At 35.7% G+C, this 24,489-nt stretch carries 20 protein-coding genes, 1 tRNA gene and 1 pseudogene; 9 read left to right on the top strand and 13 right to left on the bottom strand.

What is annotated here, in order from left to right; all coding sequences use genetic code 11:
- Positions 1–9: 9 nt before the first annotated feature.
- The 6 genes from Q0Y70_RS00595 to Q0Y70_RS00620 all read left to right on the top strand — a co-directional run bounded on the left by Q0Y70_RS00595 (position 10) and on the right by Q0Y70_RS00620 (position 5,878).
- Complete coding sequence (locus Q0Y70_RS00595; RefSeq protein ID WP_297815253.1) at positions 10–1,392, top strand: glycoside hydrolase family 1 protein; 1,383 nt, start codon at positions 10–12, stop codon at positions 1,390–1,392.
- Positions 1,393–1,413: 21 nt separating this feature from the next.
- Entirely contained in the window at positions 1,414–2,766 is a 1,353-nt protein-coding gene (locus Q0Y70_RS00600; RefSeq protein WP_297815256.1) for a PTS sugar transporter subunit IIC, read from the top strand.
- A gap of 136 nt (positions 2,767–2,902) precedes the next feature.
- Complete coding sequence (locus Q0Y70_RS00605) at positions 2,903–3,226, top strand: PTS sugar transporter subunit IIB (protein ID WP_297815258.1); 324 nt, start codon at positions 2,903–2,905, stop codon at positions 3,224–3,226.
- A gap of 99 nt (positions 3,227–3,325) precedes the next feature.
- Positions 3,326–3,655, top strand: a complete 330-nt coding sequence (locus Q0Y70_RS00610; RefSeq protein ID WP_297815261.1) for a PTS lactose/cellobiose transporter subunit IIA — start codon at positions 3,326–3,328, stop codon at positions 3,653–3,655.
- 2 nt (positions 3,656–3,657) lie between these two features.
- On the top strand, positions 3,658–4,380 hold the full coding sequence (locus tag Q0Y70_RS00615) for a GntR family transcriptional regulator (protein ID WP_297815264.1): 723 nt from the start codon (positions 3,658–3,660) through the stop codon (positions 4,378–4,380).
- A 16-nt stretch (positions 4,381–4,396) separates the two neighbouring features.
- Entirely contained in the window at positions 4,397–5,878 is a 1,482-nt protein-coding gene (locus tag Q0Y70_RS00620) for a glycoside hydrolase family 1 protein (RefSeq protein ID WP_297815267.1), read from the top strand.
- Between the two features lie 129 nt (positions 5,879–6,007).
- On the opposite strand, the gene Q0Y70_RS00625 is transcribed toward Q0Y70_RS00620, so the two are convergent.
- From Q0Y70_RS00625 to Q0Y70_RS00635, 3 genes are all read right to left on the bottom strand, one after another.
- Complete coding sequence (locus Q0Y70_RS00625; protein WP_297815269.1) at positions 6,008–6,712, bottom strand: GntR family transcriptional regulator; 705 nt, start codon at positions 6,710–6,712, stop codon at positions 6,008–6,010.
- An 85-nt stretch (positions 6,713–6,797) separates the two neighbouring features.
- Positions 6,798–8,162 carry a PTS cellobiose transporter subunit IIC gene (gene celB / locus Q0Y70_RS00630; protein ID WP_297815272.1) on the bottom strand — a complete coding sequence of 455 codons (1,365 nt, stop codon included), beginning with the start codon at positions 8,160–8,162 and terminating at the stop codon, positions 6,798–6,800.
- A 23-nt stretch (positions 8,163–8,185) separates the two neighbouring features.
- Positions 8,186–8,683, bottom strand: a complete 498-nt coding sequence (locus Q0Y70_RS00635) for a PTS cellobiose transporter subunit IIA (protein WP_297815275.1) — start codon at positions 8,681–8,683, stop codon at positions 8,186–8,188.
- 127 nt (positions 8,684–8,810) lie between these two features.
- On the opposite strand from Q0Y70_RS00635, the gene Q0Y70_RS00640 reads away from it, so the two are divergent.
- Together Q0Y70_RS00640 and Q0Y70_RS00645 are read left to right on the top strand one after the other, a co-directional pair.
- A complete protein-coding gene (locus tag Q0Y70_RS00640; RefSeq protein ID WP_297815277.1) occupies positions 8,811–10,259 on the top strand; it encodes a 6-phospho-beta-glucosidase in 1,449 nt (482 codons plus the stop codon).
- 181 nt (positions 10,260–10,440) lie between these two features.
- Positions 10,441–10,869 (top strand): Hsp20/alpha crystallin family protein, encoded by a 429-nt coding sequence (locus tag Q0Y70_RS00645; RefSeq protein ID WP_297815279.1) that lies wholly within the window; start codon positions 10,441–10,443, stop codon positions 10,867–10,869.
- A gap of 58 nt (positions 10,870–10,927) precedes the next feature.
- On the opposite strand, the gene greA is transcribed toward Q0Y70_RS00645, so the two are convergent.
- Both greA and Q0Y70_RS00655 read right to left on the bottom strand, forming a co-directional pair.
- The gene (gene greA / locus Q0Y70_RS00650) at positions 10,928–11,389 is read right to left on the bottom strand and encodes a transcription elongation factor GreA (RefSeq protein WP_297815282.1); all 462 of its coding nucleotides are present in this window, start codon (positions 11,387–11,389) and stop codon (positions 10,928–10,930) included.
- A 15-nt stretch (positions 11,390–11,404) separates the two neighbouring features.
- Positions 11,405–11,947 carry a hypothetical protein gene (locus tag Q0Y70_RS00655; RefSeq protein ID WP_297815284.1) on the bottom strand — a complete coding sequence of 181 codons (543 nt, stop codon included), beginning with the start codon at positions 11,945–11,947 and terminating at the stop codon, positions 11,405–11,407.
- A gap of 210 nt (positions 11,948–12,157) precedes the next feature.
- On the opposite strand from Q0Y70_RS00655, the gene Q0Y70_RS00660 reads away from it, so the two are divergent.
- The gene (locus Q0Y70_RS00660; protein WP_297815286.1) at positions 12,158–13,474 is read left to right on the top strand and encodes a C1 family peptidase; all 1,317 of its coding nucleotides are present in this window, start codon (positions 12,158–12,160) and stop codon (positions 13,472–13,474) included.
- Positions 13,475–13,567: 93 nt separating this feature from the next.
- Here Q0Y70_RS00660 and Q0Y70_RS00665 read toward each other — a convergent pair whose 3' ends face one another.
- From Q0Y70_RS00665 to tyrS, 8 genes and pseudogenes are all read right to left on the bottom strand, one after another.
- Entirely contained in the window at positions 13,568–14,566 is a 999-nt protein-coding gene (locus Q0Y70_RS00665; RefSeq protein WP_297815289.1) for a LacI family DNA-binding transcriptional regulator, read from the bottom strand.
- 38 nt (positions 14,567–14,604) lie between these two features.
- Positions 14,605–17,640, bottom strand: coding sequence for a glycoside hydrolase family 2 TIM barrel-domain containing protein (locus Q0Y70_RS00670; RefSeq protein WP_297815367.1), 3,036 nt, complete (start codon positions 17,638–17,640; stop codon positions 14,605–14,607).
- Positions 17,630–19,522: a glycoside-pentoside-hexuronide (GPH):cation symporter gene (locus Q0Y70_RS00675; protein WP_297815291.1), complete on the bottom strand. Its 1,893-nt coding sequence runs from the start codon at positions 19,520–19,522 to the stop codon at positions 17,630–17,632. Before Q0Y70_RS00675 ends, Q0Y70_RS00670 begins: the two co-directional genes overlap by 11 nt.
- 260 nt (positions 19,523–19,782) lie before the next feature.
- Positions 19,783–20,436 carry an HD domain-containing protein gene (locus tag Q0Y70_RS00680; protein WP_297815294.1) on the bottom strand — a complete coding sequence of 218 codons (654 nt, stop codon included), beginning with the start codon at positions 20,434–20,436 and terminating at the stop codon, positions 19,783–19,785.
- A gap of 84 nt (positions 20,437–20,520) precedes the next feature.
- Positions 20,521–21,834: a C1 family peptidase gene (locus Q0Y70_RS00685; RefSeq protein WP_297815297.1), complete on the bottom strand. Its 1,314-nt coding sequence runs from the start codon at positions 21,832–21,834 to the stop codon at positions 20,521–20,523.
- A 103-nt stretch (positions 21,835–21,937) separates the two neighbouring features.
- Positions 21,938–22,010 (bottom strand) — tRNA-Thr (locus Q0Y70_RS00690).
- A gap of 54 nt (positions 22,011–22,064) precedes the next feature.
- Positions 22,065–23,081: pseudogene (locus Q0Y70_RS00695) on the bottom strand (acyltransferase family protein); the annotation flags it as partial.
- Positions 23,082–23,219: 138 nt separating this feature from the next.
- Positions 23,220–24,482 (bottom strand): tyrosine--tRNA ligase, encoded by a 1,263-nt coding sequence (tyrS, locus tag Q0Y70_RS00700; RefSeq protein WP_297815302.1) that lies wholly within the window; start codon positions 24,480–24,482, stop codon positions 23,220–23,222.
- Between the last annotated feature and the right edge of the window lie 7 nt (positions 24,483–24,489).

The raw sequence follows: 24,489 nt of genomic DNA on the forward strand, positions 1-24,489 counted from the left end.
ATAGAAATAATGAACAATAACCGTAAATTACCGTCCGACTTTTTCTGGGGAAATTCAGTTTCAAGTATGCAAACTGAAGGTGCCTGGAACGAAGATGGTAAGGGCTTATCCGTTTATGACATCCGTCCAGCTACAGAAAATACCACTGACTGGCATGTAGCAATCGACGAATATCATAGATATGACGAAGACTTAGACTTGATGAAAGAAATGAATATGAACATGTACCGGATCCAAATTTCCTGGTCACGTGTTTGTCCTGATGGCGATGGCGAGTTCAACGAAAAAGGAATTGCCTTTTATGACCGCTTAGTTAACGCCATGCTTAAACGCGGCATTGAACCAATGATTTGCTTATATCACTTTGATATGCCACTTCATTTAGCCAAAGAATACAACGGCTTTATGTCACGCCATGTAGTTGACGCCTTTGTACGATTTGGTAAAAAAATGATTGATCATTTTAGTGATCGTGTTAAATATTGGATCGTCTTTAACGAACATAACCTTTACTTCCAAGATGAAGTCTTCCAAATTTCTGGCTATGAAAAAGGTGATAAAACCTTAGATGACATGTATACCATCTTTCATCACACTATGATGTCGCATATTCGTTTAGCAAATTACATTCATGAAAAATACAGCGACGTTAAAATTGGTGGCATGCTGGCTTATGCACAAATCTATCCTGAAACTTGTCAGCCAAGTGATGTTTTAGCCGCTAAACAAGCAACCGAATTCTTAGATTTTAATATTTATGATGCCGATACCGGTCGTGGCTACTCCCCTCAAGTCATACAGTATGTTAAAGATCATAATATTCAAATGGATATTCGTGATGAAGATTTAGTTGAAATGAAGAAGGCAAAAGCTGACTTTTTGGCATTTTCTTATTATTCTTCAAATGTTTTAGACTCAGATAAAATTCCAGAAAATACCGCACCTAACCGCTACTTAAACGATGCAACTGTAGAAAATAAGTTTCTTAAAACTAATGACTGGGGTTGGTCAATTGATCCACTTGGCTTTAGAAATGCCATTACTACAATGTACAATCGCTACCATATTCCTGTCTTTCCAATTGAAAACGGAATTGGTCTTAAAGAGCACTGGGATGGCGAGCATATGATTGAAGATGATGAACGAATTGCTTATCATCGTGACCACATCAAAGCCTTAAAAGACGCTGTCTTTATCGATGGGGCTAAAGTAATCGGCTACTTAGGCTGGGGCTTAATTGACATTCCTAGTTCTCATGCCGATATCGAAAAGCGCTACGGTGCAGTCTACGTTAACCGCACCAATCATGATCTTAAAGACTTAAAGCGCGTTCCAAAGAAGTCATTTTACTGGTTCCAAAAAGTCTTAAAAGACAATGGCGATGAACTTTAAAGAATAACTAAAGGAGAAATCATGGACAATTCAAAAATCCAAAATTCTAAAGCTATCCAAGGCTTAACCAAGATTGCCGTTAAACTAGGTAACCAAATTCACCTGCGCTCATTACGTGATGCCTTTGCCACGATCATGCCCCTTTATATCCTGGCTGGATTAGCAGTTTTATTAAATAATACTGTCTTTACCTGGATTTTTCATGGTAAGACATTAGCAGATGTCCAATATTGGGGAACTGTTTTAACAAACGGTACCTTGAATATCTCAGGTATCTTAATCGCTGGACTTATTGGTTATCATCTTTCCCAAAACCGCGGCTTTAAGAACCCACTAGCTGCTTCAATGGTATCAATTGCGACTTTGATTGTAATGATGCCTAACGTAGTTCAAATCATCCCAGATGGAGCAAAAAAAGCTGTTAGTGCAACTGGTGTGATGCCTTTTACTAATTTAGGAACTGGCTCAATGTTTGCTGGCGTAATCATCGGATTACTTGCTACTGAATTATTTGTACGTCTATCTAAAGTTAAAAAATTCCAAATTAACTTAGGCGACAACATCCCTCCTGCTGTCGGACAATCTTTCAGTGTTTTAATTCCTGTAATCATTGTTTTAGCCTCATTTGGTATCATTTCAGCTCTTTTATATGACTTATTTGGTATGAATCTGATTAACTTAATCACTACTTTCATCCAAGAACCATTACGTCATGTTGGAACGAGTTTATGGGGTACAGTTTTCTTATATGCTTTAGGAAACTTACTCTGGTTATTTGGAATTCACCAAGCAGTTATTTACTCTTCAATTCTTGAGCCATTATTAATCGTTAATATCACTGAAAATATTGCAGCTTACCAAGCTCATGTAACTATTCCAAACATTATTAATGTGTCTCAAATTCAGACTTTTGCCTTGTTAGGTGGGTCCGGTTGTACTTTGTGTTTATTAATTGCAGTCTTTCTGGTTTCAAGAAATAAAGCTTCTAAAACGGTAGCAAAATTGTCTATTGCTCCTGGTTTATTCAATATTAACGAACCTGTTATCTTTGGTTACCCGATTGTCTACAACATTACGATGGCAATTCCATTTGTTTTAATTCCTACTATCGGTATTATTCTTTCATATGTTGCTACTAGCATTGGCTGGATTAGTCCTTGTGTAATTCAAATTCCTTGGACAACCCCAGTAATTGTTGCCCCATTTTTAGCTACTGCTGGTGACTGGCGTGCAGTTGTCTTACAAGTATTAATTTTAGTAATCGGTGTCTTAATTTACATTCCATTTGTTAAAGCTAACGATAGCGTAATGGCAGCAACTGCAAAGAACGAAGAAACTGAAGAAGGAGCAAATAGCGAAGCAGAAAATGCTTAATTATTCAAAAAAGTATTAAAAAAATTGTTCCGGAACAAAAAAATAGTGTATAATGAAAGTGCTTTCAAGGAAAAGGAAAGTACATACATTTATTAATTTAGATAAACACTTTTATAATCAAAGGGAGATAATTATTATGGCAGAAAAAACTATTATGTTAGCATGTGCAGCTGGTATGTCAACTTCATTACTTGTTTCAAAGATGCAAAACGCAGCTAAGGCTGAAGGTAAAGACTACAAGATCTTTGCTACTGCAGCTTCTGGTATTCAAGATGAATTAGACAAAGATCACCCAGACGTATTGATGCTTGGACCTCAAGTTCAATACATGAAAGACAGTGTTCAAAAATTAACTGATGCTGCAGGTATTCCATTAGCAGTCATTAACATGCAAGATTACGGCATGATGAATGGAGAAAAAGTACTTCACACCGCAATGGAATTAATGGGCGAAAAATAATTAGATATTAACTTTAAAGAGATGCTGTAGACAATGCAAAACAATGTCTCCAGCATTTTTTATTTTTTAAAAAAACGAAACTTAAAGGAGCTAGTCACAATGGCACAAGAAAATAGTCAAAACATGGAAGTCGTAATGGGAATTATTATGCAAGCTGGTAATGGTAAAGCTGCCGCAATGCAAGCCATTCAAGCTGCTAAGAAAGGCGACTTTGAAAAAGCAGATGATTTTATTCACCAAGCAAATGAAGCTTTAGTTAATGCCCACAATGTTCAAACCGACATGCTTACTAAGGAAGCTCAAGGCGATCACGTAAAAGTTGATTTATACATGGTGCACGCACAAGATCACTTGATGACTGCGATTACTTTTATTGATTTAGCTAAAGAAGTCGTTGATGTTTACAAGAAGTTAGCCGAAGAAAAATAATCATGCCCGAAGCAAAGTATCTAAAAGTTGCTCGGATAATTCAAAATCGCATCAAGGACGGGACTTACAAAACACAAACTCCCCTGCCTGATCAAGAGGCCCTCGCGAAAGAACTCGGCGTCAGTCGTTTGACTGTGAAAAAAGCGCTTGATGGTCTAGAACGCAAGGGCCTTGTTTATAAGCAATCAGGTCTTGGAACTTTTGTATTAGGCGATATTCCAATTAAGGAAAAAAACGACGCTGCTGCAAATGGTTTTTTTGGCTTACAAGAGGAAATGGGTAAAGATCATATCACAAGCGAAGTGCTTCATTTCACTATTGACTTTCCCAACGAAGAAATTCAAAAAAACTTGCGCATAAAAAACAATGAACCGGTTTATAATATCCTGCGCTTGCGTCGACTTGACCAAAAGCCATTTGTATTAGAGCACACTTACATGCCGGTTAAATTAGTTCCAAATCTTGACTATGTGGTCTTGAATGATTCAATCTACGAGTATCTACATAAAGAATTGAAGTTAAAGTTTAGTGTTGCCTATCGTAAAATCAAAGCTACTAAAGCCGACAAATGGGATCAAGAATTTTTAAAAGCAAAAAAAGATGATCCAATTTTGGAATTAGAACAAATTATTTGGTTATCCAATGGTCAACCAATTGAATATTCTACTAGTCGCAATCGCTTTGATGAACGTAATTACGTAGTTTTAGAAACTAAAAGTTTTTAATTAGTAAGGAGGAAACATGGCATTACCAAAGAATTTTATGTGGGGCGGCGCAAGTGCCGCTAACCAATATGAAGGTGGCTTTGATGAAGGCGGTAAAGGCTTAAATGCTGTCGATGTTTTAACAAACGGATCTGCTACAGAGCCTCGAAAAGTTACCTGGAAAAAAGCTAATGGCGAAAGTGGAACAACTGATTTAGTTTGGGGCAAAAAATTTTCTTTACCTCAAGATGCCACACCTCAACTAGTTGACGGTTACTATTATCCTAGCCATCAAGGAACTGATTTTTATCACCACTATAAAGAAGACATCAAATATATGGCCGAGATGGGCTTTGACGTTTTTCGTTTATCTTTAAATTGGTCAAGAATCTTGCCAAATGGTGATGATGAAAAACCTAACCAAGAAGGCTTAGCATTTTACGATAAAGTCTTTGATGAATGCGCAAAATACGACATTAAGCCCCTAGTTACCTTGTCTCACTATGAAACTCCTCTATCACTTATTCAGCGCTTTGGTGGCTGGAAAGATCGTCGTTTAATTGATGCTTTCACCCACTACAGTGAAATTGTGATGAAGCATTATAAGGGGAAAGTTAAATATTGGCTTACTTTTAATGAAATTAACGCCATGGACATGGCTCCTTATATGGGTGGCGGTTTAATTGATGATAGCGAGCAAAACCGTGCTCAAGGTGCTCATAATCAATTTGTTGCTAGCTCTAAGGTAGTTAAATTAGCTCATGAAATCGACCCTCATAACAAAGTCGGCATGATGTTAGCTTATAGTGCAATTTATCCTTATACTTGTGATCCAGCTGACCAAATCAAAGTCATGAAAGCTAAGCAAGAAATGCTCTTTTATTCTGACGTTCAAGCTGGCGGACGCTATCCGGATTATCGCTTAAAGCAATACCAGCGAGATGGAATTAAACTAGATGATCGCCCTGAAGATTATGACCTAATTAAAGATTATCCAGTAGACTTTTTAAGTTTTTCTTGCTATACATCAAATGTTTTAACGACTCATAACAAAGAAGCTAAGGCCAATGGTAATGTTTCAGCTGGTGGCGTTGTGAACCCATATTTAGAAAGTAACGCTTGGGGCTGGGCAACTGATCCTGACGTCTTACGTCTAGCTTTGAACGATTTATGGGATCGATATCATAAACCTCTCTGGGTTGTCGAAAATGGCCTTGGCTGGGATGATAAGTTAGAAGATGATCACTCAATTCATGATGATTACCGCATTAAGTACCTCCGCTCTCAAATCAAATCTATGGAGCAAGCCGTAGATTTAGATGGCGTCGATTTAATGGGTTACACCATGTGGTCAGCAATTGATTTAGTGTCTAACGGGACTGGCGAAATGAAGAAGCGTTATGGCTTTGTTTATGTTGATCGTGATGATCGCGGAAACGGATCTTTAAAGAGATATCCTAAAGATTCTTTCGACTGGTACAAAAAAGTTATCAGTTCTAACGGAAAAGACTTAGACTAATTGCAAAAATAAGTTTAAAATAGATACGAAAACTCACATCACGAAAAGAGATCTAACTTTAAGGTTAGATCTCTTTTTGTATACTTATTCAATTATTAAACTAGAGAGTTATACGTAATCTAAAATACTTTAAATCAATTCATCAGCACTTTGGTCAAAGAACTTAGCATTTTTATAGTGATAGACCAAACGAGAAGCGTCAAAAATTTCGCCATCATCAAGATAATAAAAATCATGTACTTCTAATGCCGGATCACCTGGCTGCAATTGCAATATTTTTGCTTCTTGATCGTTTATTTTCTTAATCTGCATATACTTATCTGAAAAACGAATCTCATGCCCCAGAGCCTTTCTAATATAGCTAAACAGGGATCCTTCAGCCAGTTGCGGTGTCAAAAATGGTACAACAGACTTTAAATAATATGATTCTTCATAAACGAAGGGCTTATCATTATCTTTTCTTAGACGCTTAATTTCAAAGCAGGGCTTTTTTCCAAGCAATTCTTGAGCCCACTTAGGAGGCTGTTTTACTTCTTTAACACTATAAACCACACTTGTTGGATTAGATAAAACATCCCCAAAGCCCCGGTTAGTCCCTAAAGACATGAAACCTTTCCCAGTTTGTGGCGAGGTTCTAACAAAGATCCCTGAGCCTTGTATTTTATAAACCATACCTTGTTGATCTAACAAAGTTAAAGCTTGCAAGACTGTCGACTTACCTACTTTAAATTGTTCCATCAAATCTGTAATTTTGGGAAGTTGGTCCCCATGCTTCAAATTTTTTTCAGCGATATATTTTCTTATCTTATTAGCAACAACTTGATATTTTTTCATAGTATTTCTCTTACTTAAATAACTCTAATTCACATAAAAAATCTCCGTAGGTTTGTGCCCATGGAGATTTTCACTTAATTGCTTATTATTTTTGAGCAGCATTACTTGCCTCATCAGCTTGTTCTTGCTTAAGAAGCTTATTGTCGTAGTGTTTGATAAATGGATACCAAATAAAGAAAGCAATAATTGCATTTACTACGGCCAAAACAAATCCTTGCCAACTAGCAGTAGCAATCATACCACCTAAACCAATAGGTGTTGGCCAAGGTTGTTGGAAACGAATTACTGGTACGATTCTTAAAGCAATAGCTGCATAAGCGACCATTGAACAAGCCATTGGTGCAAGCAAGAATGGTACAAATAAATATACGTTATAAACAATTGGTAAACCAAACAAGATAGGCTCGTTAATGTTGAAAATAGCAGGTACTGCTTCAAGTTTACCTAATTCGTGTAATTGCTTAGATTTGGCTGCAAAGGCCATCCACATAGCCATACCTAAGGTAGCACCAGATCCACCCATAAATACAAAGGCATTAGTAAATTCACCTGCAAACACGAGATGAGCTCCGTGAGCATTAGCAGCCATATTAGATAAAACAATTGCTTGATAGAAACTTGAAATAATAGTAGCACCGTGGATACCGAACCACCATAATAGCCCGATTAGGAAGAAGATAATTAATACTCCCCACCAACTTCCAGCAATGTTTGAAATAAATGAGAATGGAATGTATAGAAGTTGGAAAATATCAGTACCTAAAACAATTAAGATAACGTCAATAACGGCAATAATAAAGGCAATTAAGAAACCTGGAATCATTGCTGAAAATGAATTAGAAACACCAGCAGGAACAGATGCAGGCATTTTAATTCTTAAATTATGTTTCATACAGTAACGGTAAATTTGAACAGTTAACCAAGCAACAATTAACCCTGTAAAAATACCAGTTGCACCGATTCTAGTTAAACCAGAACCAGAAACACCATAACCATTTGCGACAACGTTACCATCTTTTAAGATGTTAACCCAAGCAGTTTGTCCACCTTTCCAAATTAATTGAGGAACAGTGATAAATAATCCCATCAAAGTAAGAAAAACTGCGTTAAGTGGGTCAAGCAACAAATTTTCTTCTTTACGATAAATGTCAGCATAGTTATATGCAAATGATCCAGCAAAGAAGATCGCGATAATACCCATTGTGGCATTGTAAATAACTGTATAAATGTTGTTAAAACGACCAATTGTTGCATTATAGAAGTCCACAAACCAGTCAGCCTTAATAACTTGTGGCAATACAGTTAAGATCAAAAACATTGATCCAATAATTGAAAAGGCAATGATTGAATATCCGGCACCCATGATTGCACGTACAAAACGTGAACCAGAGAACTTACCGAGATACTTCATCATATTATCCTTAAATGAAGGTTTAGCAGTATCTGACATAATTTAATCCCCCTCTTATGTGTCTACTGTCTGTTTCTTTCAAATGTCTTAATTGCTCGTAAGTACTTATCTTTCCCACTTTGAATAGTTTGAATTCTCTTCAAAATCAGAATACAGCCTAGAATTCCCGCAATTAAAATTGTAAAAATTACATGTGAGACTCCGCTTGTAGTCATGAATGGGAAAAATACTTTTCCAAGTGGGCTGTAGCAAATAGCGGCTAAAAGTACATTTGAAATCAGTTGAACTCCATAATACAAAGTCGTAAATCTCAAATCAGTATCTTTTTTGTGCCACTTGCTAGCTTGCTCAATAGAAGCAATTAGAATTAAAGTTAATAAAATTCCCGCTACGATTGAAGCAACAATATCTTGATAGGAAACTGAAAAAACTAGCCAAAATAGATTTGTAAATACATAAGCTGCTGAAAAGTATCTGATCATCAAGTAGCGGCTAAAATACATTGACCGTACACTCATGTCATGCTTTTTAGCTTCTAATTCTGGATCTTTTTTAGCCATATTGTTTCTTTCCTTTCTGAATTGTTCCTAAACAATTTTGACAACACCTGTATAATATACTAAAATGAAAGTGCTTTCAAGAGTAAAACAAAAATAATTTATTTTTTTCGAAAGGAAGTATTATTTTATGACTGGATATAAGATGCCAAAGGGCTTTTTATGGGGTGGTGCTGTTGCTGCACACCAATTAGAAGGTGCATGGAACGAAGATGGCAAAGGAGTCTCAGTAGCTGATGTAATGACTGCTGGTTCTGTAGATAAGCCTCGTGAAATTACTCATGGAGTTGAGGAAGGAAAAAATTATCCTAACCACTCTGCTATCGATTTTTATCACCACTATAAAGAAGATATTAAATTAATGGCTGAAATGGGCTTTAAGTGTTTTAGAACCTCGATTGCTTGGACTAGAATCTTTCCTAATGGCGATGATAAGCAGCCAAATGAAGCAGGACTGAAGTTTTATGATGACTTATTTGCTACATGTCATAAATATGGAATCGAACCCGTTATCACTTTAGCCCACTTTGAAATGCCATATCATTTAGTAGAAAAATATGGTGGCTTTACCAACCGTAAGGTAATCGACTTTTATGTTCGTTTTGCTGAAACTTGCTTTAAGCGCTACAAAGACAGTGTCAAATATTGGATGACTTTCAATGAAATTGATAATCAAGCTGACTGGGCTGGTAAGTTCCAAACTATGACTAACTCTGGTTATTTTGTTGAAGATCAAAAAGATCCGGAAGCTGCAATGTTTCAAGCTGCTCACTATGAATTAGTAGCTAGCGCTATTGCCGTAATTAAGGGTCACCAAATCAATCCTAACTTTAAGATTGGTTGTATGATTAACTTCACCCCATTTTATCCAGCAACTTCTGATCCTGAAGATGTTTTACTTGCTCAAAGAGTAATGCAATTTAGAAGTTGGTTCTCAGACGTTCACTGCTGGGGCGAATATCCAAAAGCTGTTGAAGCTTACATCGAAAGACATGGCTATCGTCCAGATATCACTGAAGAAGACCGTCAAGTTCTTAAAGATGGTACAGTTGACTATGTTGGTTTTTCATACTACTCATCAAATAATGTTTCCGCAGATAAGATGACTGTTGATGATGATAAAATTGACATTCCAGCTGTAACTATTGCAAACAAGTACTTAAAACAAACCGACTGGAACTGGACAATTGATCCTAAAGGCTTAAGATGGGCACTTAACTTCTTAACTGACCGTTACCACAAGCCGTTATTCATTGTTGAAAATGGTATGGGTGCTTATGATAAAGTTGAAGCTGATGGCTCAATTCATGATCCATACAGAATTGAATACTTAAAAGAACACATCATTGCCATGGAAAGAGCTGTTAAATTCGACGGAGTTGACTTAATGGGCTACACTCCATGGGGCTGCATTGACTTAGTTAGTGCTGGTACTGGTCAAATGTCTAAACGCTATGGCTTTATTTACGTTGATAAAGATGACGAAGGCAAAGGAAGCTTAAAGCGTTCTAGAAAAGATTCCTTCTACTGGTACAAGAATGTTATTGCATCAAATGGTGAAGATTTAGGAAAAGAATAACTTTTTAAATCAGTTTCATTCGACAAAAATGGACTCACAATATGCGAGTCCATTTTTATTTTCACTAAGATTTTCTTAATTCTGCTTACTCTCAAGCTAAATAGTTTATTTTTTTAAACAAGCTATTACAATGGGTGGTGTAAGGAAATGAAGATAATTCTCAAGAAAGGAAGTTATTTGTATGGCAAATGATTTAATGAAGAGTCGTAACCACGAAATGATTGATCAGTTAAACGATTGGTTTGGTTTTCCAAAAGACTTTTTTGACGATAGCTCAATCAAAAATATCATGCAATCAGATGTTGCAGAAACTGATAAGGATTATATCGTGAAAATAGATATGCCTGGAATGGATAAGAACGAAATCAATGTTTCTTATAACAATGGAACCTTGAATGTTTCAGGTACTCGCAAGGCTTTTACTAATCTTGATGATAAAAAAGGTACTCTTATCCATGAAGAAAGAAGCGTTGGTAGAATTCAAAGAAGTTATCACCTACCAGATGTCAACGCTAAACAAATCACCGCTAAAGATGAAAATGGCGTTTTGACTGTTATCTTGCCAAAACAAAGTGCACAAGATAATAGCAATAATATTACTGTTGATTAAGTTAATAAGAAACAAGTCCAAGATAATCTAAAAGACGTAGACCAGTGGCCTACGCCTTTTATTTGACTGAGATTATTTTCACTTGATAACTACCAGCTGGAGCTTCAACTTTTACAGTCTCTCCAGCCTTCTTTTTCATTAAAGCTTGACCTAGTGGTGAATCAAAAGAAATTTTACCGCTTGCTAAATCTGCTTCCATTCGGCCTACAATTCTATAGTTTTCGATTGCTTCATCATCTTCAAATTGCAACTGTACATTTGAGCCTAAATCAATCTTGCCATCATCTTGTGGCTTTACAATCTCCGCATAACGCAATTGCTTATCTAAATAGCGCAGGCGACTTTGTAAGTGGCCTAATTCCATCTTCGCGGTAGTATATTCTGAATTTTCAGATAAGTCCCCCATGCTTCTAGCTTCTTGTAAAATCTTAATTCCCCTTGGACGATCTTTTTTTAAGCGTGCTATTTCATCTTCGATTTGTTTATAGCCTTGTGGCGTCATCTTTTGAAAATAAACCATTTTATCTATTACTTCTTAATTAAGTGGTGTTTCCTTTCCAGTTGCTACATCCTTGTAATAGATTTTACCATTTTTCATCACGTAATTATTAATAACTGCGCCAGTCTTTTTCTCAGCTACACTATAAACGCCATTACCACCTCGAACTTCAAAATCTTGCAATCCAGTTCCTGCAGGATATTGATCACGCTTGATTGTATCGTTAACAATTAACTTGAAGTTTTGCTCTCCTAATTGATCGTTAGAATTTGAAGTATTTGAACTTTGATTATTTGAGTTTGAATTATTCATATTTGAGTTACTTGATTGTTGAGAATTAGTAGCATTATTGGTTTGAGTGCTATCAGAATTTGAAGATTGGTTAGATGATTCACTATCTTCGTTATCAGAATCTTCAGTATGTTTTTCTTGATGCTTTTTAGTCTTATGATGACTCTTTTTACTGGTTTGACTAGATTTTGCATCGCTATTATCACTCTTAGCAGAGTTATTAGAACAGCCCACCGCAAATAATACGGTTAATAGTGTCATACCGGACAATAAAACTTTTTTATGCATTGTATTACTTCCTTGCTTTTATTTTTCTATATATTTTATAAAAATCGGTTTAATTATACCAACCAGAAAACTGGGGTCAATTAGCTTTTGCATATATGCAAAATTTCGTCCTTTATCTCATTACTAATATCTTTTTCTATATTAAGCTAGCAGTTTGAGGTAGAATATTAAATGTAAGATTATAAATATATGAAAAGGAAGTATGAAATTATGTCTCACGAATTAACTTTTCAAGAAATAGAAGGTTTCCGCAAAGATTTTGATAATTCCAGAAACGACGTTGTTTCTCGTGCTGCAATGCGTTCTGGTGTCCTTGAAGCTTCATTCAATCCTAAAGTTGAAGAAACTTTAAATGATGTTTTTTCAGTTGAAGTTAAAACTGACAACGTTACTAACCAACAACAATCCGGCCGTTGCTGGTTGTTTGCTACTTTGAATACTTTACGTCACTACTTTGGTGAAAAGAATAACTACAAGAACTTTACTCTTTCTCAAGCTTATAACTTCTTCTGGGATAAGATTGAACGCGCTAATATTTTTTATGACATGATTATTGACACCGCTGATAAGCCATTAGACGACCGTACTGTCAAAGCATATTTGAACTTTGCAGGTACTGACGGTGGTCAATGGGCAATGGCAGCTTCACTAGTTAAGAAATACGGTGTTGTACCAACTAATGCTATGCCAGAAACCTTTAATACTAACCACACTTCTGGCTTTGCTGACGCTTTAGCACGCAAGGAAAAGAAAGATGCTTTAGTTTTGCGTAAATTAGTCAACGAAGGCAAGATGGACGAAGTTGAAAAGAAGCGCAAGGAATTCTTAAGCGAAGTTTACCGTATGACTGCAATCGCTGTTGGTGAACCACCTAAGAGCTTTGACTTAGAATTCAGAGATGACGACAAGAAACTTCACTTAGAAAAAGGTTTAACTCCTGTTCAATTCTTTAATGAATACTGGAAAGATTTTGACTTTTCTGATTATGTCTGCTTAACGAATGCACCTGATCATGAATATGGCAAACTCTACTCACTTCCATTTGAGGATAATGTTGAAGGTGGTATCCCAATTACTTTCTTAAACGTACCAATGGAATACTTAAAAGATGCTGCAATCAAGCAATTGAAGAGTGGTGAAAGTATTTGGTTCGGTAATGACGTTTTGAAAGAAATGGATCGCAAGACCGGCTTTTTGGATGATGAATTATACAAGACTGATGACTTGTTCAATGTTGATACCAAGATGTCTAAAGCAGATCGTTTAGCTACTGGTGAAGGTGCCGTAACCCACGCCATGACCTTGGTTGGTGTTGACTTAGACCATGAAGGGGACGTTCGTAAGTGGAAAGTTGAAAACTCATGGGGTGATAAATCTGGCCGCAAGGGTTACTTCACAATGAGTGACGACTGGTTCAACGACTACGTTTATGAAGTAATTGTTCACAAAGATTACTTAACTGATGAGCAAAGAAAGATTGCTGATTCAACCCCTACTCCACTTCCAGCATGGGACTCACTTTCATAATAATAAAATCAAAAATATTTTAATATTTTGCAAATATGCAAAAAATGGTAAGACTGACGAATTTTTAGTCTTACCATTTTTATTTGTACTTTTTTAATTGATACTACTTTCACGCAAAATAACTTTTGTATTAACAACCACCTTAAATGGCTCCTTAAAATCATTATCGATTAAATTTTGCAGCACACAGACAGCTAACTTTCCCATTTCATTAGTATCAACGTGAACACTGCTCAAAGCCGGATTGGCAAATTCAGCAGCCGTTGTGTCATTAAAAGAAATTAAACTAACATCTTCTGGAACTTTAATATTGTTTTCTCTTAAGACTTTCAAAGCTCCAATTGCCATTGCATCATTTGCAACAACTAGTGCTTGCGGTAATTTCACGCCTTGATCTAACACTTCTTTAATTGCTTGATATCCACTTTCAGGAGTAAATTTTCCTACAAAAACATTGTCTAAATTAAATAAGCCTAGTTGGGTCATGTAACTTTTGAAGTCTTGGAAGCGAAAGTCAATTAGATTATTTTTATCATAATCAGACGCTAAATCTCCTGCCAGCATCCCAATTTTCTTTTGATTATGCTCTAAGAAATGATCAATTATCTCTTTCATACAAGCATGAAAGTCAGACACAATACAGCTATAGCCTTGATCTAAAGTGTTTTCATCTACAAAAATCATTGTTTTTTGATATGACTTTATTTCATCTAATCGCTTTTTTGAATACTGCTGATGACCAATTACAATAATTCCAACACAATCAGCTAGACCAGCCAAACTATCCCTATCATAGACAATGATCGTTTCATAATTCAAAGCTGCGCCAGCTTGCTGGATACCATTTCTAATTGAATAATAGTACAAATCCTTAATTTCTTGATCTGCGTCACACCATAAAACAACGCCAATTTTCTTGAGTCTTCTTTTATAGTGACGTTTTGCCTTATCATAGTGAAGCTGCTCTGCAATTTGGAAAATCTTCTTACGCGTTGAATCATTGACCGATAATGTACGATCATAATTAAGCACTCTTGAGACAGTAGCTGGCGACACGTCAGCCTTAGCAGCAATATCTTTAATAGTTGCCATCTGGATCCTCTTTTAATAAGTAAAATATTTTTTATTTACTAAAACATTTTACCATTATTTTTATATAAGGCAGCTAAGGTAAAGTCTAAAACATATCGATCCTGTGCATCTAATAAAAACTCAGGATGAACTTGAGCGCCCCAAGAGTCATCCCCACCAACTCCCATTTGAGCAGCAATAACACGGACATAAGTATATCTACTTGGGCCTAAATCAGATAAATGATCTGTAGTTTCAAGTTGACTTGTTGAATATGGCAAAGCTGAAACATTGAGTGGCGTCTTATTAGCAAGAATTCTAATTCCATCGCCAGCTTTATTCAAAAGATCATATTGACGAACCTGACTGCGATTGCCGCATTCTTGTAAGCGTAAATATGGAGTTAGATTATCTTGTACTTTTCCTTTATAAATTCCAAAATAAGATCCAGCTAAACGATCACTATAACTTTCATTAGGACCTAAACCATAATATTGATAACGATCATAATCATTTGGAATCGCGAACTCTAAGCCAAATAACGGCAACTTCCCTACTTTCTGAGCACCAGGGAAGATTGCTTGGATATTAATCTTGCCACTTTTATCAATGCGATATCGAATGTCTAGCTTATCTTTTAAAGCAACCGGCAAATCAAATTGAGCATTAATTTCAACAAATTCTTCTTCTTTTTCAAAATTCAAATCTACCAGCTTCATGAATTTACCAGCATTTTCCCATTGTGCCATCTCAAAACCGTAACAAGCGCCCCGGTCATTATCAGTTAATGGCCGCCAAAATGTTGGCTGCATCAAAGTTTGTAAAAATTCACTACCACCATAATTGATTGAAACTAATTTTCCTCTTTCCTTGGAAAGTAAAATACTATAATTATGTCCACTAAAGCCAAAATTATAATCGCTATCAATTGGGGTGCCTGCTCCATCTGGCTCGAAAGTTGGAATGGCTTTATGTACTAAAAATTGAACTTTGCCTAACTGGTATCCTGCATCAGCCCAGTCATTGCTTTGGGCTAAAATTTCACTTACTTGATAGATTAGTTCATCTGTTGGTTCAAAATCGATTTTGGGCCATTTAATTTTAAAAACTCCAGACTCAGTTGGCATTACATTTATAGTCAGTGAATGACTCCAGATAACTCGACCGTTAAGTAAGACATTGGCAACAAACTTCTCTTTTTCCAGATCGATGAACAAATTTTTATTTTCTACTGTTAACTCTTTATCATTCAACTTCATCTGAACATTATTATATAAGGCTTTAACAGCTGCCATTTTCGGTGAAACTACTCGATTAGCAAAAACTAGCCCATCACCACAAAATTCATAATCTGTTGGTCGATCATCAAAATCGCCGCCGTAAGCTAAACTGCCATTTTTCTCAATGCCCTGATCGATAAAGTCCCAAATAAAACCACCTTGATACTGAGGATATTTTTCTAAAGCAGTATAAGATTGTAGGTCACCTACTGAGTTGCCCATGGCATGCATATATTCACAAGAAATATATGGTTTTTTCGGATTAGACATTAAATATTCTTCAATTTCGTGTGGTTTAGCATACATTCGGCTTTCGATATCGCTTGCTTGATCAAATTTACGATTATGCGTCACTCCTTCATAATGCACTAAGCGATGAAGATCATTTTTACGCAAGAAATCTGCCATCTTAGCTATGACACTACCAGCATAGGATTCATTACCACAAGACCAGATCAACACACACGGGTGATTATAGTCACGCTGCATCATATTATTAGCGCGATCTAAACATGCAGCCAGCCATATTTTTTTACTTGCGGGTACATTATAAGTCGCATCTTCTTTGCCTACTTTTTGCCAGGTACCATGAGTTTCTAAATTGGTCTCATCAATTACATAGAGGCCGAGTCGATCACACATCTCGTAAAAATAAGTCTGATTTGGATAATGGGATGTTCGAACCGCATTGATATGGTTGCGTTTCATGGTTTTAAGATCCCAAGCAATATCTTTTTTACTAATGGCTCGCCCAGCTTGACAATCAAATTCGTGTCGATTTACACCCTTGAAAACAATTCGGCGGTTATTTAAATACATAATTCCATCACGAAGTTTGAAGCTGCGAAAACCTAGTTGAACTTGACTAACTTCTTGCAATTTATCCTTGAGATATAACTTTACTCTCAAAAAATAGAGATTAGGATTCTCACTACTCCAAGTTAGAACTGCTAACTTACGCCAATTTAAATGAACGCGCTTGTTTTCAACACCAACTTCGGTTTTGCGGATTACTTGCCCCTTATTATCCATTAACTCACATGATAAAAAGCTGTTATCGATATCCCCGTCTAATTTGAAGTCTGCTTTAAGTTGACCTTCACTTAAGTTCTTGCTTAAAGTGGGTGTAAGATGAACATCCTCTAAATGTAAATCAGCCTTAGCTCTTAATTCAACGCTTCTAAAAATTCCAGTTAAACGCCAAAAATCCTGATCTTCCAGCCAAGAAGCCGATGAGTATTTAAATACAGCCACACAAAGGCGATTATTTTTTTCTTGAAGAAATTCAGTAACTTCAAATTCACTTGGGGTAAAAGAATCTTCACTATAGCCAACAAATTTTCCATTTAGCCAAACATAAATCGCAGTTGCCGCACCTTCAAAACGTAAGTTAACTCTTTTATCTTTTAAACCATTTGCTAAATCAAAATAGCGTACATAAGAGGCAACTGGGTTTTCTTTTTTAGGAATTAAAGGTGGCTCCAATTTTTCATGACCATCGAATGGATATTGCACATTGACATATTGAGGTTTTCCATAACCTTGTAATTCTAAATTGGCTGGGACATCTACAAAGCCAAAACCACTATCATCAAAACCATTTTCATAAAAATCCTTAGCCCAAAGATTAATATTTTTTACGTAATTAAGCTTCCAGCGTCCATCTAAGTTTTGAATTAAACTTGATTTTTTTTGAAGTAATTGCTCGTCACTAGCATATACAACGTGGTCTGAATGAGCCGCAACTGTATTGACTGCAAAAACTTCTGGATTTTCTAGCCAGGATAAATCTGCTCTATTTTTTCTATTTTTCATCATTTTCTACCGCCTTCAACTTATAAACAGTCTCCATCTTTTTCACCATTGCGCCAAATGGCTGCTTTTGGGATATACGAAACTCTTTAGAATTAACAATCAGCACGATTACTGAATCATCTAACTTAGACTTTTTAATTACAGGATCCCAGAATTCAATTATTTCTTGTCCTTTTTTTACTTTATCACCATTATTTACATAACTGACAAATCCTGTACCATCTAATTTTGCAGTCCCTAGACCAATATGAATTAACACAACTAATCCATTTTCATTTTCAATTAGGACATAATGCTTGGTAGGAGCAATTACTTTAACTGTTGCATCAAAAGGAGCATAAACCTTTCCAGACTCAGGCTCAATCGCAAAGCCGCAGCCCATCAGTTCACTAACGAAAGTTTCATCCTTAATTTGACTTAGTGAAAGCAATTTTCCAGTAATCGGACTTTTTAAAGTAAATGATTCATCACTTTTGACTTCACAATGAGCGTGCTTTTTAGTAAAAAGACGTTCTAATTGATCAACGATCTCAGCATGTTTATCTTCAGTCAGCCAAATCTTTCTAGCAAAAATAAAAACTGAAACAAGGAGCATAATTGCTGGAAAAGCAAACATACAAATTTTAAAAATCTCTTGTTGATGACTACTGATGTCTTGCATCCGAGCGCCTGTCGTCATCCCCGCCATAACTGCTACTAAAGAAACAAACCAATTTGATAAGGCGCCACCTAATTTATCTATTAAAGGGCGAATTGATAAAGTTAAAGCTTCATCGCGGTGACCTGTTTTAAATTGTCCATATTCAACAGCATCAGAAATGATCATCAGCACTACCAAAAATGCTAAAGGTTGCGGAATAAAAAACAACTCAGCTCCCACTAAAACAATTGCCAAACTGCCATGGGCTAAAGCATAAATACTAATCCCCGTTAACATTGTTGCAATGCAGATATAAAACAATCTCTTACGATTAAACTTTCTAGCTAAGGATGGAAATAAAGTTACTGAAATGAGTCCGACAACTGTGTTAATGCTGTATAAAATCGTATAACCATGCGCATTTCCCAAAATATAAGAAAAATAATACAGCTGCAAAGAATTCAAAGTATTCACGCCTAGCCCATAAAACCAATAAGCTAGAGCTAACCCCATTAACTGATCATTCTTAGTTAATACCTTGAAGACCTGACTTAAAGTAGTCTTTTTCTTATTTTGACGTAAATTAGATTGGATCTCATGAGTCCCAACTCCAACAGCTAAGGCTGATAAAATTCCAATTACTGCTACTAAAAAGGCAAACCAAAACCAGCCTTGTTGATCACCATTAGGATTAGACTTGTTTGCGGAAAAAAACAAAACCAGCGGCATAATCACTACACCTACAATATTAGCTCCAATTGTTGAGCCAATACGAGCCCCTGTAGCTATTTTTTCTCTTTGACGAGAATCAAAAGATAAGGCCGGAATCATGGACCAAAAGCCGGTATCTCGAAATGAATAAAAAATGTCCATAATTAAGTATAAAAATGCAAATGCAATTAAGTAGATGATTGGAGCGTTTTTATTTAATCCACCAAGATTAGTAAACAAACTTAATAAGGCTAAAGAACTAATAATGCCTCCACACACAACCCAAGGTTTGAACTTTCCCCAAGGTGTGATTGTCCGATCGATAGCATTTCCAATTAGCGGATCAATTAATACCTCACTAATGCGAATGATCGCAATTAAGTTAGTGATCATGAAGATCATCTGACTATCACCAGCTTTAAACAAGTGAGTCGTTACAAACACAATAAAATATGTCGACAGCGTCGCATAAAAAACATCATTGCCAAATGCCCCAAAGGCATAAGACAGATTAGAAATCCTATTTTTCATAAATTTCCTCCATCGCTGCTTTCCTTGTGACCATATTCTATAATTGTTTACTAAATTTGTCTATATTTAAGTAAACTTTATTACTGTATTAAAGCTTAGTCCTATTTACCAAAATATTGACATATCAATTGTTTATCAATGAAATCTTCACCATATATTTTAGTAAATTTTATTAGGGATCTTTAGTAAATACTATAGTAAACATAAAAAACCACTAGCTATCATTTTCGATAACTAGTGGTTCTTCACACTCTAATTTTTTAAACATTCCATTCATCCATGAATTCATCTACAAACTCATGCATAAATTCAGTACGCCTATGCGCTTCTTTTTTGCCGCCAGGTGTATTCATCAACTTTTCCAAATCAAAAAGTTTTTCATAAAAATGATTAATAGTTGTTTCTTCATGGTTGCGGTATTGATCATGACTAATTAATTTCTCTGGTTTGATTTTTGGATCATAAATCAAATTACCATGCTTACCACCATAAGTAAAAGCACGCGCAATTCCGATTGCCCCTAAGCTCTCAATTCGATCAGCATCTTGCACGTATTGGCCACTTAACGGGAGCTTATAGTGATGCTCAATGTTCGCAGAAAAAGACATGTGCTGGATAGTAAACAAAATATCTTTAATTTCTAAATCACTAAAGCCTACTTCGGGTAACAGTCCGCAAATCTCTTGTATAACTTTTTGAGGATCAGAGCAGATTTTTTCATCAATCGTATCATGCAAAAAACTTCCTGTTCGAATAATTGCCACCATTCTGCTTTCAGGATGGGCATCAGGATTATCTTGCAAATACATTTTTGTAGCTAAATTTGCAACCCGCTGTCCATGATAAAAGTCATGTCCAGTACGTTCATTTGCTAGTTGTTTTTTGGTAAATTCTTCTACTTGGCTAATGTCCATCATCAATTCCTCCTAGCTCGCTTATATTTTTATTCTATCAAAAAACCTACTACGCAAAATCACGTAATAGGTTCAAATATTTCATTATGCCATCGAATCCCAACAAGGAACTTCTGTTGCAGGTCCTTCAGAAATTTTTACTAACTCATCTGATAAGTACTTCTTTTTAACAACAACTTTAAAAAGATATTCATCAAACCACTTATCATCCATCACAAAGTAGCCCTTATCACCAACTTTAGTTCCCCATGAGTTTTCAACCTTCCATTGACGACTCTTGCCATCAACTACATCAACACCTACCAAAGTCATCGCATGCGTTGAACCACTTGCACCAGTTTGTAATCTTTGCTTTTTATCAAGCTTAGTTTCAATGTTGAAAATCGTGTCCGTTTCATATAGGTCGGCAGATAAAATTCCCTTTTGACGATCACTAGATTTACCTACATCACAGCCAAACCAAATAGTCTCGCCAGCTTGCAATTGCTTAATTGCAGCTTTCTTCAAGTTTTCAATTCGAGTATTCAAGAATCTAACTGGACTGCCTCCTGCAACATTATCTTCAAATGGCAAACTAAACAATTTGTCATATTCGTGATCAGGAGCATTAAATAAAACTACATAATCATCAAGATCATCAGTGAAATATTTGTGCCAAAAGTCTAATGGTGTCAAGCCTTCATCCAATTGATAGTTGCCATCATCATCTTTAAATTCGAGATCAAATTTTTGGACAGGTTCACCAAAAGCGATAACTGCCATACGGTAAACTTCGCTCAAAAATTCTTGACGTTTAGCTTGAACTTCATCGTCTTTGCCAGCTTGAACTAAATCACGCAAAACCAATCCATCTTGACGTAATTTCATATTGAGCGCTTGGTTAAAAGCGGCAGTATTGTTAGCGGTAAAACTCTCTGCTTGCGCATAATCTGGAACTAAGCCATATTTTTTAATCAAAGAAACAGCCATGTGCCATTGTCCACCATCAGTATCAGGTGCTTGTAAATAAAAATGAACAGTTCGATCATCAATCGGCTGATCAGCAGTTTCTATAATGTGATTAAAAAAGATATTTGCTCTTTCAATTCGATCCCAGAAAAAGAGATAACTTTGCGAGAATACAAAATTTTTAGCCTTATTTGCTTTAGCAAATTCATGACGCAAAGTATTAAGAGCCGCAAATAACCAGCAGCGTCCTGATTGTTTTTGATCAGTCACATTGTCAGTGGGAATTTCAATAGAGAAGGTACGATTTAGAGCGCGAATACCTTCCGTATTTAAACTAGCCTTTTGTAAACCATTAGTTACAACTGCAAGTTCAGCAATGCGATTTTGTTTATCAGCTTGATAGTCTTTTTGAAATTTGGCAATTTCATCTAAAGTTAGTTCATGATCCATATTATTTTTTTCTTCTTTCTGTAAGAGATAGATTTTATTCTTTTAATAACCATAATATAACTACTTACAAAAAATCAATATTAAATATAAATTACTAAGAATAAGCCATTTCCCAGATTTGAACTGGGGACCTCCTCCTTACCACGGCGGTGCTCTACCTCCTGAGCTAAAATGGCGACTATATTGTATCAAAAAAGGCATCCCTTTTACTAGGATGCCTTCCATAATATCTAGTTGTCAAAAATTTTATTTAAACTCAAGATTGTTTTTTCAATCCATCTATCAATAATCTTTCCAAGAAAGATGGATAAATGCTTGATATGGATAAGTTTGAATAAATAGATTCTAATATAATCTGCTAATGAACATACAATATATACAAGTACAGTAACTAATATCAAAATAATAAAAAGAAAAATTGGATTCATATTATCTCTTCCTGGAATCATTACCCAGTACTGCAGATATGCATCAATTAAGGCTGTGTGAATCAAATATACGCCTAAAGTTGCTGGCGCTAAAAATTCAATCACTTTTATAGTGACCTTATTTAGCTTTAATTCAGGAAAGAAGCAAAAGATGGCAGCAGCACTTAACAAAATTGTGGGTGCCACAAATGTATTTTTAGTTAGAAAATCTGAATTTAACAAAAGATGAAAATGCTCATTAATAGCAACAATCATAATTTTTGATAGCCAAGATATTCCAATACATCCAATTACTATCCATGCCAAAACCTTTTTAGATATTTTCTTATCCAAATCAAATTTCCCAATAAATGCTCCCATTAAATAATAGAGCATTAAACCAAACATATCTTTACCTTTAAGCAAGTTATAAGGATCACCATGATTAAATAGGAAAACAGGCAACGTAATAACAACAATAAAGAAAATTATCAAGACCATACATGCGGTATTTCGATTAACATGATTAACTATCACATTCAAGAACGGTACAAATATTAACATTCCAAAATATGATGTAATATACCAATATTTACCTCGAGTCACAGGAAATATCGAATCGATTATCCCTGCACGTGTATGATAACTACTTTTTAAAAACCATAAAATCGCAAAAATGACTACTGAATAGAAAAACACTTCGAACCATATTTGGACTATTCGATGTGCCTTAGGTTCAGATTTATACATTATATAACCCGTTATCATTCCAAATAAAATATTGCACCACAAGCTTATTATGAATAATAACCACAAAGTCATATTTTGAGGTGTCACAAAGTGATTATGATAGAAGGCTCCATTTACCCCCCCACAATATTTGCAATTACTACGTGATCCATGACAACTAAAAACATAGCAAAATCACGCAATAGATCTATCCCATAATTTCTCTTTTTCATTTATTCTCTCACTTAATTACTTAATTCTAACTAAAGTATACTTCTTCTTACCCTTACGGATAATTACAAACTTACCATCAAATGCGCTATCTGGCTCCACAATAAAGTCAATATCATTTTGACGTTCGCCATTTACATAGATAGCCCCGTTTTTCACATCTTCGCGAGCTTGACGCTTAGATGATTCAATCTTAGTTTCAACTAAGAAATCAACAATATTCTTAGCTTCTTTAGTAGCTTCAGTACTTGGTGCGTTCTTAAAGCCTTGTTTAATTTGAGCTACAGATAAATCTTTTACATTCCCCTTAAAGAGTGCTTCTGTAATAAATTGTGCTTCATCAAGACCTTCTTGGCCGTGAACAAACTTGGTAACTTCTTCAGCTAAACGACGTTGTGCCGTACGCTTCCAAGGCTCTTTTTCGACACTTTCGGCTAGGTCTTCAATTTCTTGGCGTGATAAGAAAGTGAAGTACTTAAGGTACTTAACAACATCACGATCATCTTGGTTAAGCCAGAATTGGTAAAATTCGTAAGGACTAGTCTTTTCAGGATCAAGCCAAACTGCACCACCAGCAGATTTACCAAACTTAGTACCATCAGCTTTAAGCATTAAAGGAATAGTTAAACCAAATGCCTTTCGATCTCCACCTTCAAGTTTGTGGATCAAGTCAATACCAGCAGTAATATTCCCCCATTGGTCACTGCCTCCAATTTGAAGTTGAACGCCATTATCCTTATTTAAGTGGTAAAAGTCGATTGCTTGTAAGATTTGGTATGAAAACTCAGTAAATGAAATTCCATTTTCAAGACGACTAGCAACAACATCTTTATTAATCATATTGTTAACTTGGAAGAACTTACCGTAATCACGTAAAAAATCGAGTAAGTTCATATTACCAAGCCATTCAGCGTTGTTTCGAATTTCGAAGTTTTCAGTTCCAAATAACTTCTTCATTTGAGCAGTTAACTTTTCCTCGTTATGCTTAACTTGGTCAGCAGTTTGTAAAGTACGTTCAGTTTTACGACCAGATGGGTCACCAATTGCACCAGTACCACCACCAATTAAAATAACTGGATGATAACCTGCCATTTGGAATCTCTTTAAGATCATAAATGGAATTAAGTGACCAATATGAAGTGAATCACCAGTTGGATCCGTTCCACAGTATAAAGCTAAGTCATCGTGCTCTTTTAAGTAATCGCGCAACCCATCTGCATCGGTTTCTTGATTAATAGCCCCACGCCATTCTAGGTCTTCTAAAATGTCAAATTTTGCCATAATATCC

Source organism: uncultured Lactobacillus sp., from assembly GCF_947367085.1.
Classification (GTDB): Bacteria; Bacillota; Bacilli; order Lactobacillales; family Lactobacillaceae; genus Lactobacillus.

Excerpts from the sequence above, each read along its gene's own strand:
- Q0Y70_RS00645 (WP_297815279.1), top strand. The coding sequence starts at position 10,441 with ATGGCAAATGATTTAATGAAGAGTCGTAACCACGAAATGATTGATCAG.
- celB (WP_297815272.1), bottom strand. The coding sequence starts at position 8,162 with ATGTCAGATACTGCTAAACCTTCATTTAAGGATAATATGATGAAGTAT.
- Q0Y70_RS00665 (WP_297815289.1), bottom strand. The coding sequence starts at position 14,566 with ATGGCAACTATTAAAGATATTGCTGCTAAGGCTGACGTGTCGCCAGCT.
- Q0Y70_RS00605 (WP_297815258.1), top strand. The coding sequence starts at position 2,903 with ATGGCAGAAAAAACTATTATGTTAGCATGTGCAGCTGGTATGTCAACT.
- Q0Y70_RS00675 (WP_297815291.1), bottom strand. The coding sequence starts at position 19,522 with ATGAAAAATAGGATTTCTAATCTGTCTTATGCCTTTGGGGCATTTGGC.
- Q0Y70_RS00660 (WP_297815286.1), top strand. The coding sequence starts at position 12,158 with ATGTCTCACGAATTAACTTTTCAAGAAATAGAAGGTTTCCGCAAAGAT.
- Q0Y70_RS00685 (WP_297815297.1), bottom strand. The coding sequence starts at position 21,834 with ATGGATCATGAACTAACTTTAGATGAAATTGCCAAATTTCAAAAAGAC.
- greA (WP_297815282.1), bottom strand. The coding sequence starts at position 11,389 with ATGGTTTATTTTCAAAAGATGACGCCACAAGGCTATAAACAAATCGAA.
- tyrS (WP_297815302.1), bottom strand. The coding sequence starts at position 24,482 with ATGGCAAAATTTGACATTTTAGAAGACCTAGAATGGCGTGGGGCTATT.
- Q0Y70_RS00625 (WP_297815269.1), bottom strand. The coding sequence starts at position 6,712 with ATGAAAAAATATCAAGTTGTTGCTAATAAGATAAGAAAATATATCGCT.
- Q0Y70_RS00655 (WP_297815284.1), bottom strand. The coding sequence starts at position 11,947 with ATGCATAAAAAAGTTTTATTGTCCGGTATGACACTATTAACCGTATTA.
- Q0Y70_RS00680 (WP_297815294.1), bottom strand. The coding sequence starts at position 20,436 with ATGGACATTAGCCAAGTAGAAGAATTTACCAAAAAACAACTAGCAAAT.
- Q0Y70_RS00610 (WP_297815261.1), top strand. The coding sequence starts at position 3,326 with ATGGCACAAGAAAATAGTCAAAACATGGAAGTCGTAATGGGAATTATT.
- Q0Y70_RS00635 (WP_297815275.1), bottom strand. The coding sequence starts at position 8,683 with ATGGCTAAAAAAGATCCAGAATTAGAAGCTAAAAAGCATGACATGAGT.
- Q0Y70_RS00670 (WP_297815367.1), bottom strand. The coding sequence starts at position 17,640 with ATGAAAAATAGAAAAAATAGAGCAGATTTATCCTGGCTAGAAAATCCA.
- Q0Y70_RS00620 (WP_297815267.1), top strand. The coding sequence starts at position 4,397 with ATGGCATTACCAAAGAATTTTATGTGGGGCGGCGCAAGTGCCGCTAAC.
- Q0Y70_RS00595 (WP_297815253.1), top strand. The coding sequence starts at position 10 with ATGAACAATAACCGTAAATTACCGTCCGACTTTTTCTGGGGAAATTCA.
- Q0Y70_RS00600 (WP_297815256.1), top strand. The coding sequence starts at position 1,414 with ATGGACAATTCAAAAATCCAAAATTCTAAAGCTATCCAAGGCTTAACC.
- Q0Y70_RS00640 (WP_297815277.1), top strand. The coding sequence starts at position 8,811 with ATGACTGGATATAAGATGCCAAAGGGCTTTTTATGGGGTGGTGCTGTT.
- Q0Y70_RS00615 (WP_297815264.1), top strand. The coding sequence starts at position 3,658 with ATGCCCGAAGCAAAGTATCTAAAAGTTGCTCGGATAATTCAAAATCGC.